Source organism: Nitrosomonadales bacterium, assembly GCA_016716325.1.
GTDB lineage: Bacteria > Pseudomonadota > Gammaproteobacteria > Burkholderiales > Gallionellaceae > Gallionella.
On the sequence record JADJWO010000001.1, the window covers coordinates 2,309,204 to 2,328,424 of the forward strand.

Sequence of the window (19,221 nt, forward strand, 5' to 3'; positions counted from 1 at the left end):
GATTGGCGGGCAAGTGGGGGAATGGCGATGTTCCGTAATATTCCGGTTGAAGTAGCGGTTACAGCAGGTCTGGCTGCTCTGGTAGGAGAGTTATTGATTGCATTCCTGTTCTGGCACTCTCATGGTGCAGTCGCGATGCCGGAGATCGAGGTGAAGGTGCTGGTTGCGATGATTGCACCGATTGTGATGGCTGCAGCACTGGCTCCGGTATTCCATATTCTGCTTGCCCGGACAACGTTAAGGGAGCATGAGAGGTCTGCAAGACGGATCGGAAAATCGAATCGCTTGCAAGAAGCGGTGCAGGTGCGCAAATCGGGCGGGCAATTTGCGGAGAATCACCACCTTCCCAGTGCTGTAACGTTCCCCGAAAAATCCGCCGGTGTCCGTTCATGAGCGCCAACCATAAATCGTCTCAAGAAAAACTGGATGCAGCGCTCCAAGCACTGGCAGCAGCCGGGGAACGACTTGAATGCCAGAAGGCCGAACACAGGTTGAATACGCTGGAACTGGAAGAGAGTCGCAGCGCATTGCAGTCGATGCTAGAAAATCTGAAGTGCGCGCACGAACAGATCGAGCGGGCGCATCATGAATGGATTGGCGCGCTGGATGCGGTGGAAGACCCGATCTTCCTTCATGACAAGGAATTCCGCGTCCTGCGTTGCAACAAGGCTTACCAGCGATGCGCCGGGCTTCCCTTCAAGCAGATCATAGGCATGCCTTATTACGAGATATTTCCGAAAATGGATGCGCCGCTGCCCTGCTGCCGGCGGCTGAAGGAAAAGAACGAAGCGGCGGCAGACGAGGATGAGTTTGAAGTCGGCGATGCAATATATCGACTGCGCGCATTTACCGTATATGACAAGCAGGGGAATTATCTGCATTCCCTGCATATTTTCGAGGATGTCACCGAATCCAGACGGTCAGAAATCGCGGTCCGGCATGCCAACCGCGCGCTCGCCGCCTTGAGCGCGGTGAACAGGGGATTGGTGCGTGCCGATAGCGAGGACAAATTGTTGCATTCGATCTGCAAGGCGATCGTCGAGGGGGGCGGCTATCAGATGGCCTGGGTGGGCTACAGGCAGAACGACGCAAGAAAGTCGATCTTGATCAAGGCGCAGGCCGGTATTGATGCACGGAGTTGCCCGGATACCATGCAGCCCACATGGGCAGAGGATGCGCAGGGTATGGGACCGTGCGGGCGTGCCATTCGCAGCGGCAAGACCAAGTTATGTCAGGATATCGCCAACGACGCGCATTATTCCCCGTGGCGCAATGAAGCGCTCAAATGCGGCTATGCGTCCAGTATCGCGTTGCCGCTTCTGGATGCAGGGAACGCGGTGTTTGGTGTCCTGGCGGTTTATGCCGGGGAGATAAACGCTTTCAGTGCCGCTGAAATCGATTTGCTGGAGGAAATGGCAGGGGACATGGCATTCGGGGTGCGATCCCTGCGGACGCGCCGGGAACGCGACCTTGCGATGGGGATGGTACAGCAGCATCTGGTGAAGCTGGAAGGCAGCCTGGAAGATACGGTACGTGCGATCGCCTCCATCGTCGAGATGCGCGATCCCTATACCGCCGGACACCAGACCCGGGTGGCCGATCTGGCGCTGGCTATCGCCACTCAGATGGGGTTATCGCCGGAACAGGTGCACGGCATCCATCTTGCCGGCGTGGTGCATGACCTGGGCAAGATACACATCCCGGCGGAGATCCTCAGCAAGCCCGGCAAGATCAACGCGACGGAATATGATCTGATCAAGACGCATGCGCAGTCCGGATACGACATCCTGAAGGATATCGAATTCCCCTGGCCGATCGCGCAGATGGTCTGGCAGCATCACGAACGGCTGGACGGTTCCGGTTATCCGCAGGGCCTCAAGGGCGATCAGATCATTCTAGAATCGCGCATCCTGAGTGTCGCGGACGTGGTCGAGGCGATGGCGTCGCATCGTCCGTATCGTGCCGGATTGGGTGTCGAGCTTGCACTCGCGGAGATCGGCGGCAAACGCGGCACTCATTTCGATCCGGTGGTGACGGATGCCTGCATGGCCTTGTTCCGCGAAAAGAACTACGTCTTGCCGTCTTAGCGTTCAATGCAGTGACCACTGCATTCGTCTTCGCAGAATCCGTTCAGTCCTTGCCGAACAAGTCGCGGCTGTAAACCTTTCCGGCCACATCACTGATGTCGTCAGTGATACGGTTGGCGACGATGACGTCGGCTTCCTTCTTGAATTGCGCCAGATCGTTCACCACCCTGGAATGGAAGAACTCCGGCTCCTTGAGCGCGGGTTCGTAAACGATGACCTCGATCCCCTTGGCCTTGATGCGTTTCATGATGCCCTGGATGCTGGAAGATCGGAAGTTGTCAGAGCCGCTCTTCATCACCAGGCGATGGATGCCGACCACCTTGGGGTTGCGCTTGATGATGTCGAATGCGATGAAGTCCTTGCGCGTGGTGTTCGCTTCGACGATGGCGTGGATCAGGTTCTGCGGGACGTCCTGGTAGTTGGCCAGCAGTTGCTTGGTGTCCTTCGGCAGACAGTAGCCGCCGTAACCGAACGAAGGATTGTTGTAGTGGTCCCCGATGCGCGGATCGAGGCTCACCCCCTGGATGATCTGTTTCGTATCCAGTCCGTGGGTGGCGGCGTAAGTATCGAGCTCGTTGAAGTAGGCCACGCGCATCGCGAGGTAGGTGTTGGCGAACAGCTTGATCGCCTCGGCCTCGGTCGAATCGGTGAACAGGGTTGGTATGTCCTGCTTGACCGCGCCTTGCTTGAGCAGACCGGCAAAGACCTCGGCGCGCTTCGAGCGTTCGCCGATGACGATACGCGAGGGATGCAGGTTGTCGTACAGCGCACGGCCTTCGCGCAGGAACTCCGGCGAGAAGATCAGGTTGTCGCAGTTGAATTTTTCCCGTGTCTTGACGGTGTAGCCCACCGGGATGGTGGACTTGATCACCATCACCGCCTGCGGGTTGATGCTCATGACATCCCGGATGACCGACTCGATCGAACCGGTGTTGAAGTAATTGGTCTCCGGGTCGTAGTCCGTCGGCGTGGCGATGATGACATAGTCCGCGCCGGCGTAAGCCTCGCGCTTGTCCAGCGTGGCCTTGAAATTGAGTGTCTTGTGTTGCAGGTAATCCTCGATCTCCGCGTCTTCGATAGGCGAATGCTTGCGATTCAGCATCTCGACCTTTTCGGGAACGATGTCGACCGCGACGACTTCGTTGTGCTGGGCGAGCAGGATGGCGTTGGAAAGACCTACGTAACCGGTACCGGCAATGGCAATCTTCATAAATCGAACGTTAGCGCGCTGTAAAAATCATGGCGCGCATTATACGCGATGGAATGTTTCAGGCATTCGCGAGCGCACGCTCGATCCGTGTATCCGCCTCGGCCGCCAGTGCGGTGAGTGTTTCATCGCCGAGGATGCGCATCATGCCGGAAGGTGCTGCGAATTCCAGCGACACCTTTCCCGGTGCGATCTCGCGCACCACGGCGTTGCACGGCAACAGGCTGGCCACATCGCTGTTCGCGGTGTAGGCCTCGTAGGCCAGGTTCGGGTTGCACGCGCCGAGGATCACGGTGGGGATGATGTCCTTGCCGGTCTTGTCCTTGATCTTGGCATGCATGTCGATGCGTGTGAGGATGCCGAAGCCCTCGGCGGCCAGCGCCTTGGTGGCACGCTCGATGGCTTGATCCAGAGTGGCAGCGATCTCGCGCTTGAAGTTGATGGCAGTCATGTCTTGTGCTCCTGATGTCTATTAGGGATTGCTTATTCTACCTTGTTCGAGCGCCTGCTCAACCCTGATGGCAAGATTGGTATCGAGACAGTCGAGTTCGATGCTGTCCGGCATGGAACGCAACCAGGTGAGCTGGCGCTTGGCCAGTTGGCGCGTGGCGGCGATGCCTTTTTCCATCAGTTCCGCCTCGGTGATTTCGCCTTCCAGATATTCCCACGCCTGCCGGTAGCCCACGCAGCGCATCGAGGTCATGTCGCGCTGCAGTGCGTATTTCTGGCGCAGGCCGCGCAATTCATCCACCAGTCCATCCTTCAGCATCTGCTCGAAGCGGGCCGCGATGCGCTGATGCAAGACCGCACGGTCGGATGGAATGAGCGCGATGGGCTGGATGCGGTACGGCAGGTCATCAGCTACCCTCTCCTCCAGCCCCTCTCCCGCTTGCGGGAGATAACCAGCGACTTGCCCGCTTGCGGGCTTAGTCGATTGGCTAGTAGTTCCATCAGGGTGGCCGAAGGCCGGGAGAGGGGAAGGGGACTTGATAAGCTCCGACATCGGCTTGCCCGAAACCAGATAGATCTCCATCGCGCGCTGGATGCGCTGAGTGTCGGTGGCATGCAGGCGCGCGGCGGTTTTCGCATCCACCTTGGCGAGTTCGGCGTGCAGGTGTGCTATGCCGTGCTGCGCGATGTTGGCGTCCAGCTTCGCGCGCACTTCGGCATCCGCCTGCGGCAACGGGCTCAGGCCTTCGCGCAGCGCCTTGAAATACAGCATCGTGCCACCCACCAGCAACGGCACCTTGCCGCGCGCGGTGATGTCCGCCATCAAGTGCAGCGCATCGCGGCGGAAGGCGGCGGCGGAATAGGCCTCGGTCGGGCTGATGATGTCGATCAGGTGGTGCGGCGCGCGGGCAAGGGTGGCGGCATCCGGCTTGGCCGTGCCGATATCCATGTCGCGGAACACCAGTGCGGAATCCACGCTGATGAGCTCCACCGGCAGTTTCTGTGCTAATTCCACCGCCACGCCGGTCTTGCCGGAAGCGGTGGGGCCCATCAGGAAGATGGCATGGGGCAGTTTATCTGTCATAAAACAAAAGCCTCACCACGAAGCACACGAAGGCCACGAAGAAAGGAAATGCAGAAACAAAAAATCCTGGCGAGCGGGTTTCCAAAGATTTTCCTTCGTGCTCTTCGTGTGCTTCGTGGTGAAAGATTTTTTAAGCTCATGCCAATTCCCTGTCGCGCGTCTCATGCACCAGTAGAGCCGCAACCAGACTGATCGCCGCCGCGACCGAGATATACCCGCCCACCCAACTCAATCCGCCTTGTGCCACCAGTTGCTGCGCGATGTAAGGCGCCAGCGATGCGCCCAAAATGCCGCCAAGGTTATAAGCTGCGCCCGCGCCGGTGTAGCGCACACGGGTGGGGAACAGTTCCGGCAACAGCGCCCCCATCGGCGCGAAGGTTGCGCCCATCAGGAACAGTTCCAGCGAGAGGAACGCGGTAATCAACAATGGCGAGCCGCTGCCCAGCATCGGCTCCATCAAAAAGCCGGAGAGCAATGCCGCGCTGCCCGCGACGATCAGCACCGGCCTGCGGCCATAGCGATCACCTGCCATTGCTGCGAGCGGCGTGGCCGCCGCCATGAAGAGGACCGCGATGCACAACATGAAGAGAAAATCGGGACGCGCGATGCCAAGCTTGCTTACGCCGTAGGAAAGCGAGAACACCGTGGTGATGTAGAACAACGCGTAGCACACCACCATCAACAACGCGCCGGAGATCAGCGGCTTGGCGTGATGTCTGAATAGTTCGGCCAGAGGCAGCTTATGAAAAGCCGTTCGTGGTGAGCCAACATTCCCTCCCCCATGCAGGGGGAGGGTTAGGGTGGGGGTAGAAGCTGTGCTATTCACCGACTCTACCCCCATCCCAGTTGCCCCCTCGCTCCGCTCTCCCCCTCTGCAAGGGGGAAGGAGTCCTTGCTCCCGCATAGCCTTCAAAAACACTGGCGTCTCTTCCAATTTCATTCGTACATACAAGCCGACCGCCACCAGCACCGCGCTGGCGAGGAAGGGAATGCGCCAGCCCCACTCGCGGAACTGTGCATCGTCCAGCGTATTCGCCAGCAACAGAAAGCTGCCCACCGCAAACAGGAAGCCGACCGGAGGTCCCAATTGCGGGAACATGCCGAACCAGCCGCGTTTGCCCTTGGGCGCATATTCCGCCGCCAGCAAAGCCGCACCGCCCCATTCGCCGCCGAGGCCGATGCCCTGCCCGAAGCGCAGCAGGCACAGCAACAGCGGCGCAGTCCAGCCTACCATCTCGTAACTCGGCAGCACGCCGATGAGCGTGGTCGAGATACCCATCACCAGCAGCGAGGCCACCAGCGTCGTCTTGCGCCCGATGCGGTCGCCGAAATGGCCGAACAGCAGCGCACCGAACGGACGCGCGAGGAAAGCGATGCCGAAAGTGAGGAAAGCGTTCAGCGCCTGCACCGCCGGGTCGCTGTTGGGAAAGAAGATCGGCCCGATCACCATCGCCACCGCGAGGCCGTAGATGTAGAAATCGTAGAACTCGATGGCGGTGCCGATGAAGCTGGCGAAGGCGATGCGGGTGGTGGATATCATGCTGTTTTCTTTGATGCGTATAGCTCACGAGCGAGGAATATAGCCACTCAAGAACTGATGTTCAGTCATTCCGATAAGGGGGCCAGATTCATCAAGATTCCACTTGAGTTTGACGGCAGCAAGAAAATTTTCCTTGAGGGCTGTTGGCTCAGGAGATCGAAGCTCTTTCAAGTAGTTCTTAAAATGAAACTCGATGCCTTCAATAAAACGTTGAGGATTGATCACAGCAGACAGTGGCTGACCATCAGGGTCGAATTCCCCATTCTTTTTGGGCCACGTTATTGTGAAGGCTTCTTTTCTGACTTTAGTGAATACGATCCCATACCGAAACATGGCGTCATGCGCGAAACCACAACGGAGCAAGTCGTAGAGCGCTTTTGCAAAGGCATCATGCATTGCCTCTTGAAGAAAATTGACCTTCCGATGGAAGACACGCTTAAACCCAGCACGGAAGAACTCTCGGGAGTGGTTTTTGCTGTCTTTGCCAGAAATGTATATTTCTATGCCCTCAAAATAATTGATAGCCAAAGCGATTGCTGCCACATCCCCATGGGGAATTCCGAGTAACGTTTTTGCGGGAAGTAAAAGCCAATTTGCCATCCTATCCTCAAATACATCTACGATGTCTTCAAAAGATGGAGCTTCAAGCTTCTCATGAGTGAAGTTCGGACTAATGAAATGCTTAATGGTCGTCACGGAAGCTCCATTATTTCCCGCGCATGAACATCGCATCCAGCTCCGCCAGCGTCACCTGGAACCAGGTTGGCCGTCCGTGGTTGCACTGGTCGGCGCGTTCGGTCTGTTCCATTTCGCGCAGGATGGCGTTCATTTCGGGGATGCTGAGTTGCTGGTTGGCGCGCACGGCGGAATGGCAGGCGAGGGTGGCGAGCAATTCGTTGCGGCGTTCGGTGAGCGCGCGCGTTGCGCCGAAGTCGCGCAGTTCGTGCAGCACTTCGCGTGCGGCGGTCTCGGCGTGTGATTGCTTGAGCATGGCGGGCATGGCGCGCACCGCCAGCGTGTTGGTGGAGATCGGGGTGATGTCGAAGCCCAACTTCTGCAACGCTTCCTGTTCTTCTTCTGCGGTGGCGACATCCAGCGCTTCGGCGGCGAAGGTGACGGGGATGAGCAGCGGCTGGGTCGGCATCTGCTGGGCGTCGAAGGCGATCTTCAGTCGTTCGTACACGATGCGTTCGTGCGCGGCGTGCATGTCGACCACGATGAGGCCTTGCTGGTTCTGGGCGAGGATGTAGATGCCGGAGAGTTGGCCGAGGGCGAAGCCCAGTGGGTGTTCATGGGGAGTGGGAAGTGGCGAGTGGTGAGTAGACGCGGCATTCGACTGCCCACTTGCCACTTCCGACTTTCCACTTTCCGTTTGAAATCCCCACAGTTTGTAAGCGGCTTGCGGCTGGGCGGCGCTGAAGGGTATGGGTTGCTGGCTGTAAGCGGTAGAGCCGTCATTCCCGCGAAAGCGGGAATCCAGTTCATTAAATGGAACGCTGGATTCCCGCTTTCGCGGGAATGACGAATCCAGAATGTCGTTGGGCGAATCAGGGGATGCAGCTTTCATTGTCGCGCTCAATGCATCCTGCAAGGCATGGAACACGAACTGGTGGATGCCCTGGCTCTCGCGGAAGCGCACTTCGCTCTTGGCCGGGTGTACGTTCACGTCCACCTGTTCCGGCGGCATCTCCAGGAACAGCACGAAAGCGGGATGGCGCTGGTGGTGCAGGATGTCCTGATAGGCTTGGCGCACGGCGTGCATCAGCACCTTGTCGCGCACGAAGCGGCCGTTGACGAAGAAATACTGTTCGTCGCGCGTCGAGCGCGAGTAGGCGGGCAGGGCGGCGATGCCGTAGAGGTGCAGGGCACCGATCCGGCGCTCTACGGTGACGGCGTGCTGGCCGAATTCGGCGCCGAGGATGGCGGCGACCCTCTCCCCCAACCCCTCTCCCGCAAGCGGGCGAGGGGAGCGAGAAACGGGTGTTCTCCAATTAGATGCTTCCCCCTCTCCCGCGAGCGGGCGAGGGGAGCGCGTGGCGGCGAGTTGCCAGATGTTCTTGCCGTTATGCTGCAACGAGAACGCCACATCCGGGCGCGACAGCGCGATGCGCTTGAAGGTCTCTTCGCACCAGGCGTATTCGGTGGACTCAGACTTCAGGAATTTGCGCCGCGCGGGAGTGTTGAAATACAGCTCGCGCATCTCGATGCTGGTGCCATGCGGATGGGAGGCGGGAGCAGCTTCGGATTGCGTGCCGTCTGCCGCGTCCACTTTCCACGCATGCGTCGCATCCGGCGTGCGGCTGGTCAGCGTCAGTTGCGCCACGGCGGCCATGCTGGCCAGTGCCTCGCCACGGAAACCCATGCTGGCGACGCGCTGCAGGTCGTCCAGTGAGGCGATCTTGCTGGTGGCGTGACGCATCAGCGCCAGCGGCAGTTGTTCCGCCGCGATGCCGCCGCCGTCGTCACGCACTCGCAACAATTTGATGCCACCATTCTCGAGTTGCACGGCGATGTCGGTCGCGCCCGCATCCAGGCTGTTCTCCAGCAGTTCCTTCAGAGCCGAAGCGGGGCGTTCGATCACCTCGCCGGCGGCGATCTGGCTGATGAGCAGGTCTGGCAACAGATGAATGGTGGGCATGTCGCGAGCGTGGTTATTTGCGGGTTTGCGGTCGATTATAACGGAGAACGACCGGCCAATCGGACAGGCGATGAGGTATAATCGCCGCCGTATTTGCAGTGTCTTGGCAACCCCTGAAAGACACTTCCAGGCTGTTTCAGAACCAAGGAGAGATTCATGCGGATAGGCATTCCTGCGGAAACGGTCGCAGGCGAGAAGCGCGTTGCGACAGTACCAGAAGTCGTTGAGAAACTCATCAAGCTGGGATTCAGTGTGACGGTAGAGTCCGGCGCCGGAGACGCGGCAAATTGCAGTGACGATTCCTATCGCGCGGCAGGCGCCGAGATCGTCTCTGGCGCTCCCGAGCTGTGGGCCACATCCGACATCGTGTTCAAGGTGAGTGTCCCGACCAGCGCCGAAGTTGAGTTGATGCGCGAGGGCGGCATCCTGATCGGTTTCATCTGGCCCGCACAAAATCCGGAATTGATGAAGCAACTGGCGGCGAAAAAGGCGACCGTGCTGGCTATCGACTGCCTGCCGCGCATGTTGAGCCGCGCCCAGAAGATGGACGCGCTGACCTCGCAGGCCGGCGTCGCCGGCTACCGCGCCGTCATCGAGGCCGCCAACGCCTTCGGCCGCTTCTTCAACGGCCAGATCACGGCTGCGGGCAAGGTTCCGCCCGCCAAGGTGTTCATCGCCGGCGCCGGCGTGGCCGGTCTGGCTGCCATCGGCACCGCTGCGGGTCTGGGCGCCATCGTGCGCGCCAACGACACCCGCGCCGAAGTGGCCGATCAGGTCAAATCCTTGGGCGGCGAGTTCGTCAAGGTCGATTACGAAGAAGAGGGCGGCGGCGGCGGCGGTTATGCCAAGGTGATGAGCGAGGGTTTCCAGCAGGCGCAGCGCGAGATGTACGCGAAGCAGGCCCGCGAGGTGGACATCATCATCACCACCGCGCTGATCCCCGGCAAACCTGCACCCCGGCTGATCACCGCCGAGATGGTGCAGAGCATGAAGCCCGGCAGCGTCATCGTCGACATGGCGGGCGAGCGGGGTGGCAACTGCGAACTGACCGAACCCGGCCAGGCGGTCGTGAAGCATGGCGTGACCATCATCGGTTATACCGACCTGAACTCGCGACTGGCCAAGCAATCTTCCACGCTGTACGGAACCAACCTGTTCCGCCTCACCGAGGAGCTGTGCAAGACCAAGGACGGCATCGTCAACGTCAACATGGAAGATGATGCGATCCGCGGCCTGACTGTCATCAAGGACGGCGAGATCACCTGGCCCGCTCCCGCGCCGAAATTGCCTGCCGCAGCGGCCAAGCCGGCTGCCGCAAAACCGGTTGCTGCGCCTGCCGCACATGGTGGGGCTGGCGCCCCGGCGTCCCTGGGCAAGGTGGCGGCGCTGTTCGTTGCGGTAGCGGCGCTGTTCCTGCTCATCGGCGCCTATGCGCCCGCAGCGTTCCTCGGACACTTCACCGTGTTCGTGCTCGCGTGTTTCGTCGGTTACATGGTGGTGTGGAACGTCACGCCGGCCCTGCACACGCCGCTGATGAGCGTGACCAACGCGATCTCCAGCATCATCGCCATCGGCGCGCTGGTACAGATCGCGCCGCCGCAGTCGCAGAACTGGCTCGGCATGGCGATCGAGCGTCCTGATGGCTGGATCCTGGCGCTGGCTGTGCTGGCCATCGCGCTGACCGCCATCAATATGATCGGCGGCTTTGCGGTTACCCAGCGCATGCTGTCGATGTTCCGCAAGTAAAGGATAAATAAACATGTCTGCAAGTCTGGTAACTGTTTCATATATTGGCGCGATCATTCTCTTCATCCTCAGCCTGGGCGGCCTGTCCAGCCCGGAATCTTCGCGGCGCGGGAATCTCTACGGCATCATCGGCATGACCATTGCCGTGCTGGCGACCGTGTTCGGCCCGCGCGTCACGATGGCCGGCATCCCCTGGATCATCGGCGCGATGGTCGTGGGCGGCAGCATCGGCCTCTATGCCGCCCGCAAGGTGCAGATGACGCAGATGCCGGAACTGGTCGCGCTGATGCACAGCCTGGTCGGCCTTGCCGCCATGCTGGTCGGCTTCGCCAGTTACATCGACACATCCATCGCCTTCAGCGGTGCGGAAAAAGCCATCCACGAGCTTGAGATCTACATCGGAATCTATATCGGTGCGGTGACCTTCTCCGGCTCCATCATTGCCTTCGGCAAGCTGTCGGGCAAGATCGGCGGCAAGCCCATGTTGCTGCCGGCACGCCACTGGCTCAACTTCGCCGGCGCACTGCTGGTGGTCTATTTCGCCTACGACTTCATGCACGGGGAAACGGTCGGAGACGGAACTCTGGCGCTCGTGGTGATGACCACCATCGGCCTGCTGTTCGGCATCCACATGGTGATGGCCATCGGCGGCGCCGACATGCCGGTGGTCGTGTCCATGCTCAACAGCTATTCCGGCTGGGCTGCTGCCGCAACGGGCTTCATGCTCTCGAACGACCTGCTGATCGTCGTCGGTGCGCTGGTGGGATCGAGCGGCGCAATCCTGTCCTACATCATGTGCCGCGCGATGAACCGCAACTTCATCAGCGTCATCGCGGGCGGATTCGGCACCGGTGGCGGCAAGCCGGCCAAGGCCGACGGCGATGCGCAACCGGCGGGTGAAGTGGTGCCCATCAGTGCGGCCGAGACGGCAGAACTGCTCGGCTCCGCCAAGAGCGTGATCATCGTGCCGGGCTATGGCATGGCAGTGGCACAGGCACAGCACACGGTCTATGAGATCACGCAACTGTTGCGCGAGAAGGGCGTCAACGTGCGCTTCGGCATCCACCCGGTTGCCGGCCGCATGCCCGGCCACATGAACGTATTGCTGGCCGAAGCCAAGGTGCCTTACGACATCGTGATGGAAATGGACGAACTCAATGCGGATTTCCCGGATACCGATGTCTCCATCGTGATCGGCGCCAACGACATCGTGAACCCGGCAGCGCAGGAAGATCCCACCAGCCCCATCGCCGGCATGCCGGTACTGGAAGTCTGGAAGGCCAAGACCTCCATCGTGATGAAGCGCAGCATGGCCACGGGCTACGCCGGCGTGGACAATCCGCTGTTCTACAAGGAGAACAACCGCATGCTGTTCGGCGATGCCAAGAAGATGCTGGAAGAAGTATTCGTTGCGCTGAAAGCATGACCGCGCGGGGGTGCGCCGCCCCCGATTCAGATCAGGAACGCAATGGTAGAAATTAAAAAGAGCCGCTCTCGCGGCTCTTTTTCATTGAGGAAGAAGCGGAGGGGCGCCATCAACACGAAGCGGAAGTTTAGACTGTGCGGCACGACCGTCTCATCCTCGGCCAATGCTGCCGGTGGCGTACTGTCCCATCTAGGTCAGCTATGCAACGTACACCGGCCATTGGCTTGAAATGCCGCTGAATGGCCGCCTCCCACCTTCGGCAAAGCGGACAAACGACCCGTTGTTGCTGGTCACGAGCGTCGGCTTTCTTGCAGTGTATTTAACACCTTGACCATCACCAAATGGCACGATTTGGCCTAACACTCATTCGAACAGCCTATTCAGAGGTGGGCACCAGCGCCAATTTGTTCAAATCATTGATAGCTGATGCTGACGACCAGCTTTATCCTACACGTTGTGCCAGTTCATCATTGCGAGCTGGCAACTGTTTATGGCTGAGAACTAGTTAAGCTTCAGGTGCTCAATGCGTTTTTAGAGCTCAAGGCTCAGCACAACAGAGCCATAAGCCTGGTTTGGCACCTGATCCTCGAATTCCCGTGATCGTCAGTTGTAGCAACCTGGTCTGGAGTTTCGGGAAGGCGAGGATGTGTTGCTAATTAATCCTATCGACCTCCGCGACCACTACCCATGCCGCCTTGTCCACCGCCCATACCACCGCCCATACCACTGCCCATACCACTGCCTTTACCCTGACCACCACCTTGACGACGCGTCGATGGAGTATCAGAAATAGATTTACCCAACTCAGATGCACGCGCCTTCATTTCTTCGTGTTGTTCTGAACGGATTGTTTCGCGTTCTTCGGCTGTCGTAGCATTACGCATCTTGTTCCGCTGTTCATCACGTTCTTCTTGGCTCATCATTTCTTTGCCAAGCACTTGTCGATTTTGCGTTTGAGCTTGAACAGGCGTTGTAGTCACCTCATCTGCAATCGCAACTCCACTTCCAATAAGTGCTGCCACAGTGATTACTTTCAATGCTGTCAGGTTTTTCATTTTAAGCCTCCGAAAAATTAATTGATTATTTTCACAACGTCAACGAAATCTAATTGATAAATTACAAACTTGCTTGTTGGTGCGATTGCAGTATCACTGGAATTCGCAAGGATCTATGTGACTTTTGTCACAGGCGATAACTGTTTTTAGTAACAAAATATTTCTGGTGTAACGGATTGCCCGTCATATGCTTTTCTTCGTTAACGAACAGCAGATCTTTGCACGATTAGGCCTGCCGTTCATGCTAACAACCTATTCAGTAGCGGGTTCACGCGCCAATTTATTCAGATCAAGAGACATGAAGTAGCTCACATTTCATAAGCACCTTCAAAAACGGTTGCGAAACATCAGATGAGTCGTCACACTCGCAATCACAAACCACACCGCAGTACGCATACCCATCGCAATAATCGTGCGTTGTTCATAGGCGCCACCGAAGTTGATGTGCATGCCGAAAGCGGCAAATGCGAGCGCAATCCCTGCGGCAATTACAATGGCCAGCCAAACCGCCCAACGTTTCTGCAACCAAAATCCAACGCCAGCAGCGATATAGGCAAATCCCGATAAGAAATTAAACCAAAGCACGAATGGCACATAGTTTCCAGCCGCAGAAACTGCCGCCTCGTTGCCCAGCAACACTGCCCCTCCCCTCCTTGATCGTCATTAAACCAAAGAGGATTGCCACGATCGAGAGTGACGTTATTAGCCAGCCTCGAGGATGTTTAAGTGTAGTCATACTGATGCCACCTTTCTTTGAGATAAGTGCCAGACCCGAACGGTTCGACTTTGTTTATTTGGTTTCTTCTACGAAGCGATAAATTTCGTGGCAAGCAATGCAGTTATTCATGGCCGCACTCAGCTTGGCAACTACCAGATTGCTGTCTTTTGACTTTGCAGCTTCGACTGCGATATCGTCAAATTTTCCTCGCGTATCAAAACCCAGCGCCTTCATCTCAACTGGAAGCTTCCTGAACAGCGAGCCAGGAGTATCTGCCTCGGCACCCATTCCAGATGCTTTGGCTGATTTGATGACCGCATCGAAATCTTTCGCCGAAGCCGCTTCCAATATTCCTTGGGAGCTTTTCAGCCACATACGCATCTCCAGCAGCAAGGCGTTGCGTTCATCTTTACTTAGCATGACTGCCTGACGCCCATCATCAGACGGCTGCACATTACCTACCGTGAATTTGTACCCCAATGCTGAAATGATAACGGCCAGAACGGCAACCATAATCCAACTCAATTTGCAATTCTTCATATTGCCTTCCCCCTAAATAATGATTTATCAATAGCTGATTTACTTGCTTGGCGTGCCATAGAAGTGGTCAACGAACTTGCTCCGAAAGGTTTGGTGGCAATTCAAACAAGTGGTTTGCACTTGCTGAAAAGCGGCGATGACTTTCTGCCCGTCCTTCTCATGTGCGGCATGTTCAAGACCATGTGCGGCCTTATGCGTCTCAGCGTCGAGCGCTTTGAACTTGGACATCTCCAGACCCCATGAAACTCATGATGCGCATTTTTTCGGCCATCGGCGGTTGTGGATGCGCGGCAATGTGTGGAGCCGTCTTGGCGACCAGTTCCCAATCTTCGCGCGCGATGCCGTCAGTGATAGCTTGCATGTTCTTGCCCAACTCCTTCATCACTTTTTGTAACTCAAGTGGTTCGCGGCTTGTGCATGAGATACAGATAATGCGAAGGTGATAAGGGATACAGCTAAGATTGTTTGCTTCTTCATGGAGACTCCTAGTGTGGGTAACAAACTAATTGCGTGTTTTCACGCCGTGTAAAAAGATCGGGAATGTTTTTTCTGCTTGACGCTGGAGTGCATGCTTTCCACCAAATACAGATGACTGCATTACCAACCCTTGAATCATGCCGATGTAGAGCACAGCCGCACTTTGGCTGTCGAGTTCATTTGATGCCAAAGACTGTGATTTTGCTTCTTCCAACAAACCTGCAATCTTGGTCTCATAACCAGAAATAATCCCTTCAATAAGTTGACGCAACTTACCGTTCTTTATGTAGCAATTCAGTGAACAGCAAACGGGGAATAGCAGGATGTTTGCTGATGAACGTGATGTGCGCAAAGAACATACGCTCGATGGCATTCAAGGGATCAGTCGAATCGGCGGCGGCCTTCTCCAATACTTTCATCAGGCGTTCCGCACCCATACGATTACGGCAAACCAGATGTCGTCCTCGGTCGCAAAGTGTCTAAAGATGGCGCCTTGTGTAAGGTTCATGGCATCTGCCATATCTTGTGTGGTGACGCTGTCCACGCCTTTGTCGCAGCCAGCTCCACCGCCACACGAATAATTTCGCTTTGGCGCTCCTCCGAACTCATCCGTTTCTTTACAGTTTCTTGATTCAATATCGCTCTCCTTTGAATAAATCGTTAAACGTGTCTACCTTCGCCAGCTTCCTCATACGTACGCCCATCACGAATATGATAGATGCGCTTGAACGTGGGGATGATCTTCTCGTCATGGGTCACGACGATGATGGCAGTTTGATATTGCTCCGCCATCTGATTCAGGATGCGCACCACGTTGAGCGCACGTTCGCTATCCAGCGGCGCGGTCGGCTCATCAGCCAGAATGATCCCAGGATGATTGGCCAACGCACGGGCAATGGAGACACGTTGCTGTTCTCCCCGGAGTTGTGAAACAGCCGCCTTGGAGCGGTGACCTACATCCAGTGCTGTTAACAATTCTTGTGCCCGAATACAGAGTCAGCATTCGAGATGCCAGCCAACATCGGCAGCAAGGCGACGTTATCGGTGACATCCAAGAACGGAATCAAGTAAGGCGCTTGGAAGATGAAACCGATGCGATCACGGCGCAGGGTGCGCAAATCGTCGATTTTCCATGCCTCGTCATAGATTGCTTGCCCGCCCAACGTCATGCGGCCAGCAGTGGGTTCAATGACTGCCCCCAAGCATTTGAGTAGCGTGCTCTTTCCGGAACCGCTACAACCAACCCCACCACCTCTCCCGGCCAGATAGTCATGTCCACGCCTTTGAGCGCATCCACGGCGGTATCGCCCTCGCCGTAGCGCTTCTTCAAGTTCTCGATGTGAATGGCAGGTTTCACTCATCTCAGCCGCCAATCGCAGTTGCTGGGTCGATTCGTAGTGCAGCGCGAATAGCGAAGACACTGGCAAGTGCACACATGAGCATCACCAGAAGGAATCCCAAAACGGCATCGCCCGACACTAGCAACACATATTTGGGGAACATAGGTGCCCCAACGTTGCCGACAACTTGCCCACTAGGAACCCGATCAAACCCAGGCTTAAGGCTTGTTGCAGAATCATGCCGCTGATGGTCCTGTTGGTCGCCCCGGATCAACTTGAGCACCGCAATCTCGCGTACCTTGTTCATGGTCATCGTGAAAATAATGAAGGCGACGATGGCCGCACTGACGATGGCGAGAATCACAAGGAACATGAATATCTGTTTGGATGAAGTGGCGATCAGGCGCGCCACCAGAATCTCATCCATCTGATCTTTGGAATAAGCTTGCAAGTGTTTCCAGCGCACGATCTGCTCAGATACTGTGGCCTCGCTACCCTGCACAGTGCGCACCAACACGGCATTCACGAATCGACTCGATGTCTGGCTGGCTTGTATCGCTTCCAACAATCCGGGGACCCCCGGACGATTGAAGGCCGGGTTCGCAGCAGTGCGCACGTTCGTTCACGAGCGCATCGTTGTCTTTAGGAATTGTACTTCCTGCGCATCCTTAAGCGGAATGAAGATCATCGGATCGCCACCTGATGAGACCATGCGGCGTGTGAGCCCAACCACGGTGTATTCGTGGCGGCGGATGGTGACCGTGTCACCTACGGCAAGACCGGTCTTGATGTCGACCAGTGCTTCATAGTGCGAACGTGTGATTGGACGACCGGCAACAAGATAAGCTCGGTTCACCCGGCTTGCCCGCCCAAACCCACCAACATCACGCGGATGTCTTTGTTGTTGTGGCGTATCTGCATGGTCAGGTAGGTAACATTGCCCGCTTCAAGTATGCCCGGCATGCCCAGCAAGTCTTTGGCTACATCATCATGCACGCTGGAGGGTTCGGCATACGGCCCCAAGGTGTCCTGCTGCACCACCCACAGATCGGCCCCCGATTCTCGATCAGCACGCGTGCATCATCCACCATGCCGCGATAGACGCCTGCCATGGTCAGCGTCACACCGATCAGCAGTTAAGACCCATGCAAGTGAAAACGAATTTCCCCAGCCATGCAGAATGTCGCGGCTCGCCAAATTGATCATGAATTAGCCTTTAACCAGCGCGGACACTACTTTAACTTTTAGACCCTCGCGCAAAGCTTGCTGGCTATACACAATCACCTCATCACCATCGACCAATCCATCTAATATTTGGGTACGTCCATCCATCGTGAGAGGCCGATTTTGACGGACTTGAACGCCACCTTTGCTATCCTGCAAGACCCATACCCCATTCTGGTTATCCACGCGTTTAAGGGCTGCGCTGGGATGCTGCGCGTGTCATTCAGCGCGGGTAGTTTGGAGGTGACTTCCGCATATTCGCCGATGCTGGCTTGTGCGCCATGTAGCGAAACGTTGACGATGCGTTTTTCAGTCACCGCATCGCTCACTATATCGATGCGTGCGACCTTACTCCATAAGTGGAACATGAGGTTGTGAACGCAACATGATTTCTGCCACTGGCCTGACACGAACCAAACCCGCTTGTTGTTGTGCGATGCGCGTTTCAACCCATAGGCTGTTTGGATCGATTACCTGAAGCGCGACCTGCCCGCCAACGAGCGTGCTCCTGACTCAACGGATCTGGCCGCGACCACGCCATCGATCGGACTTACAAGTCGCGTTTGTGCGCGCGCCTTGCCGATGCCGCGCGCGTCGATTTGTGATCTGGCATGCTCATCGCGAGCGATGGCGAGATTTGCCGAAGATGCTGCCAAGGCGGCCTCGGCCGCATTCTTTCGTGCTGTTTTGCATCGTACATCTTCTTTGCTAACGAAGCCGCGTTCACGCAACTCCTGATATCGGGTCGCGGTTGCAGAGAAGGTTTTGAAACGACTTTGTGCTTCGCTTACTTGCGCTTCCGCCGCCAAGATCGCATTGGCCGTTTTCTGGAACCACACGCTGACTGCCCGCCAACTTGTCATCCAGATCAATTGGATCCATTTCGGCCAGTACTTGTCCAGTGACAACACTATCACCCTGATCGACAAGCACGCTTTTCACCTCGGCTTGTTATGGTGGGGGGGCCAGGTTGTAACTGTGCCTGGCGTTCAAGATACTGATGCCAAACACGCTATTGGCAAGGTTGCTGACCTGACTTTCTCGACTGTGACTTTGACAGGGGCCAGCGGTCCTTGTGTAAGGACAACCTAGGCAAAAGGATTGCTAGCGCAACCCCCAACCAGTAGTTTTTGATTTTCTGAGCAGACACGACATAACACCAAGATAGTAATTGATTGCTATCTTAGCGAGGTATACCGAATAACGCAACAATGCTGAAATCTGGATATAGGAAAGACTTAGGCTATCCTATAGCCGCCTCATATCAATGACCGCTGCATCCACATTGCTGCGCACCACGAATGACGGCTTTCTTGCTGCGTATTTGCAACCTTGACGGGCGGGTCATGGCACGGAGCACTCATAGCACCATGTTACTCCAAAGCGGCCATTGCCGCCTGACCCATGGATCGAGAGAGCGACTGACCCGGAAGGTCAGCCGCTAACCAATTGGTTATATTTCGGCTTGTTCGGATATCTCCAGTGCATCGTCAACTTCAATCCCCAGGTACCGCACGGTGCTTTCTAGCTTCGAGTGGCCCAGCAACAGTTGCACTGCCCGCAGGTTTTTGGCTCATCGGTAAATCAAAGTAGCCTTAGTTCGTCGCATCGTAAGGGTGCCATAGTGGCGGTAGGATCAAGGCCTGGTTGAATATCTTTAACCCATCGATGAACAATCCAAGCGTATTG

12 protein-coding genes and 6 pseudogenes are annotated in these 19,221 nt (G+C 56.7%); 4 read left to right on the top strand and 14 right to left on the bottom strand.

Annotated elements, in window-relative coordinates; genetic code table 11:
* Positions 1-21: 21 nt before the first annotated feature.
* Positions 22-393 (top strand): hypothetical protein, encoded by a 372-nt coding sequence (locus IPM27_11250; GenBank protein MBK9162115.1) that lies wholly within the window; start codon positions 22-24, stop codon positions 391-393.
* Complete coding sequence (locus tag IPM27_11255) at positions 390-2,087, top strand: GAF domain-containing protein (GenBank protein ID MBK9162116.1); 1,698 nt, start codon at positions 390-392, stop codon at positions 2,085-2,087. The genes IPM27_11250 and IPM27_11255 overlap by 4 nt, the downstream gene beginning before the upstream one ends.
* Before the next feature lie 43 nt (positions 2,088-2,130).
* Here the strand turns inward: IPM27_11255 and IPM27_11260 are convergent, their stop codons facing one another.
* From IPM27_11260 to mutL, 6 genes are all read right to left on the bottom strand, one after another.
* Positions 2,131-3,297: a nucleotide sugar dehydrogenase gene (locus IPM27_11260; GenBank protein MBK9162117.1), complete on the bottom strand. Its 1,167-nt coding sequence runs from the start codon at positions 3,295-3,297 to the stop codon at positions 2,131-2,133.
* A gap of 58 nt (positions 3,298-3,355) precedes the next feature.
* On the bottom strand, positions 3,356-3,745 hold the full coding sequence (locus IPM27_11265; GenBank protein ID MBK9162118.1) for a DUF302 domain-containing protein: 390 nt from the start codon (positions 3,743-3,745) through the stop codon (positions 3,356-3,358).
* A 21-nt stretch (positions 3,746-3,766) separates the two neighbouring features.
* Entirely contained in the window at positions 3,767-4,828 is a 1,062-nt protein-coding gene (gene miaA / locus IPM27_11270) for a tRNA (adenosine(37)-N6)-dimethylallyltransferase MiaA (protein MBK9162119.1), read from the bottom strand.
* Positions 4,829-4,964: 136 nt separating this feature from the next.
* A complete protein-coding gene (locus IPM27_11275) occupies positions 4,965-6,368 on the bottom strand; it encodes an MHS family MFS transporter (protein ID MBK9162120.1) in 1,404 nt (467 codons plus the stop codon).
* Positions 6,369-6,392: 24 nt separating this feature from the next.
* The gene (locus IPM27_11280; protein ID MBK9162121.1) at positions 6,393-7,064 is read right to left on the bottom strand and encodes a hypothetical protein; all 672 of its coding nucleotides are present in this window, start codon (positions 7,062-7,064) and stop codon (positions 6,393-6,395) included.
* A gap of 10 nt (positions 7,065-7,074) precedes the next feature.
* Positions 7,075-9,006 (bottom strand): DNA mismatch repair endonuclease MutL, encoded by a 1,932-nt coding sequence (gene mutL, locus IPM27_11285; protein ID MBK9162122.1) that lies wholly within the window; start codon positions 9,004-9,006, stop codon positions 7,075-7,077.
* Between the two features lie 156 nt (positions 9,007-9,162).
* On the opposite strand from mutL, the gene IPM27_11290 reads away from it, so the two are divergent.
* Together IPM27_11290 and pntB are read left to right on the top strand one after the other, a co-directional pair.
* Positions 9,163-10,752, top strand: a complete 1,590-nt coding sequence (locus IPM27_11290) for a Re/Si-specific NAD(P)(+) transhydrogenase subunit alpha (protein ID MBK9162123.1) — start codon at positions 9,163-9,165, stop codon at positions 10,750-10,752.
* A 13-nt stretch (positions 10,753-10,765) separates the two neighbouring features.
* The gene (gene pntB, locus IPM27_11295; protein ID MBK9162124.1) at positions 10,766-12,178 is read left to right on the top strand and encodes a Re/Si-specific NAD(P)(+) transhydrogenase subunit beta; all 1,413 of its coding nucleotides are present in this window, start codon (positions 10,766-10,768) and stop codon (positions 12,176-12,178) included.
* A gap of 662 nt (positions 12,179-12,840) precedes the next feature.
* Here pntB and IPM27_11300 read toward each other — a convergent pair.
* The 8 genes and pseudogenes from IPM27_11300 to IPM27_11335 all read right to left on the bottom strand — a co-directional run bounded on the left by IPM27_11300 (position 12,841) and on the right by IPM27_11335 (position 18,656).
* On the bottom strand, positions 12,841-13,158 hold the full coding sequence (locus IPM27_11300; GenBank protein MBK9162125.1) for a hypothetical protein: 318 nt from the start codon (positions 13,156-13,158) through the stop codon (positions 12,841-12,843).
* Between the two features lie 402 nt (positions 13,159-13,560).
* Positions 13,561-13,969, bottom strand: a pseudogene (locus IPM27_11305) (hypothetical protein).
* A gap of 54 nt (positions 13,970-14,023) precedes the next feature.
* The gene (locus IPM27_11310; GenBank protein ID MBK9162126.1) at positions 14,024-14,491 is read right to left on the bottom strand and encodes a hypothetical protein; all 468 of its coding nucleotides are present in this window, start codon (positions 14,489-14,491) and stop codon (positions 14,024-14,026) included.
* Between the two features lie 39 nt (positions 14,492-14,530).
* A pseudogene (locus IPM27_11315) lies at positions 14,531-14,873 on the bottom strand (cytochrome c).
* Between the two features lie 120 nt (positions 14,874-14,993).
* Positions 14,994-15,604 (bottom strand): annotated as a pseudogene (locus IPM27_11320) (TetR/AcrR family transcriptional regulator).
* Between the two features lie 24 nt (positions 15,605-15,628).
* Positions 15,629-16,325, bottom strand: a pseudogene (locus IPM27_11325) (ABC transporter ATP-binding protein).
* A gap of 5 nt (positions 16,326-16,330) precedes the next feature.
* A pseudogene (locus IPM27_11330) lies at positions 16,331-17,514 on the bottom strand (ABC transporter permease).
* Positions 17,515-17,517: 3 nt separating this feature from the next.
* Positions 17,518-18,656: pseudogene (locus IPM27_11335) on the bottom strand (efflux RND transporter periplasmic adaptor subunit).
* Positions 18,657-19,221 lie beyond the last annotated feature (565 nt).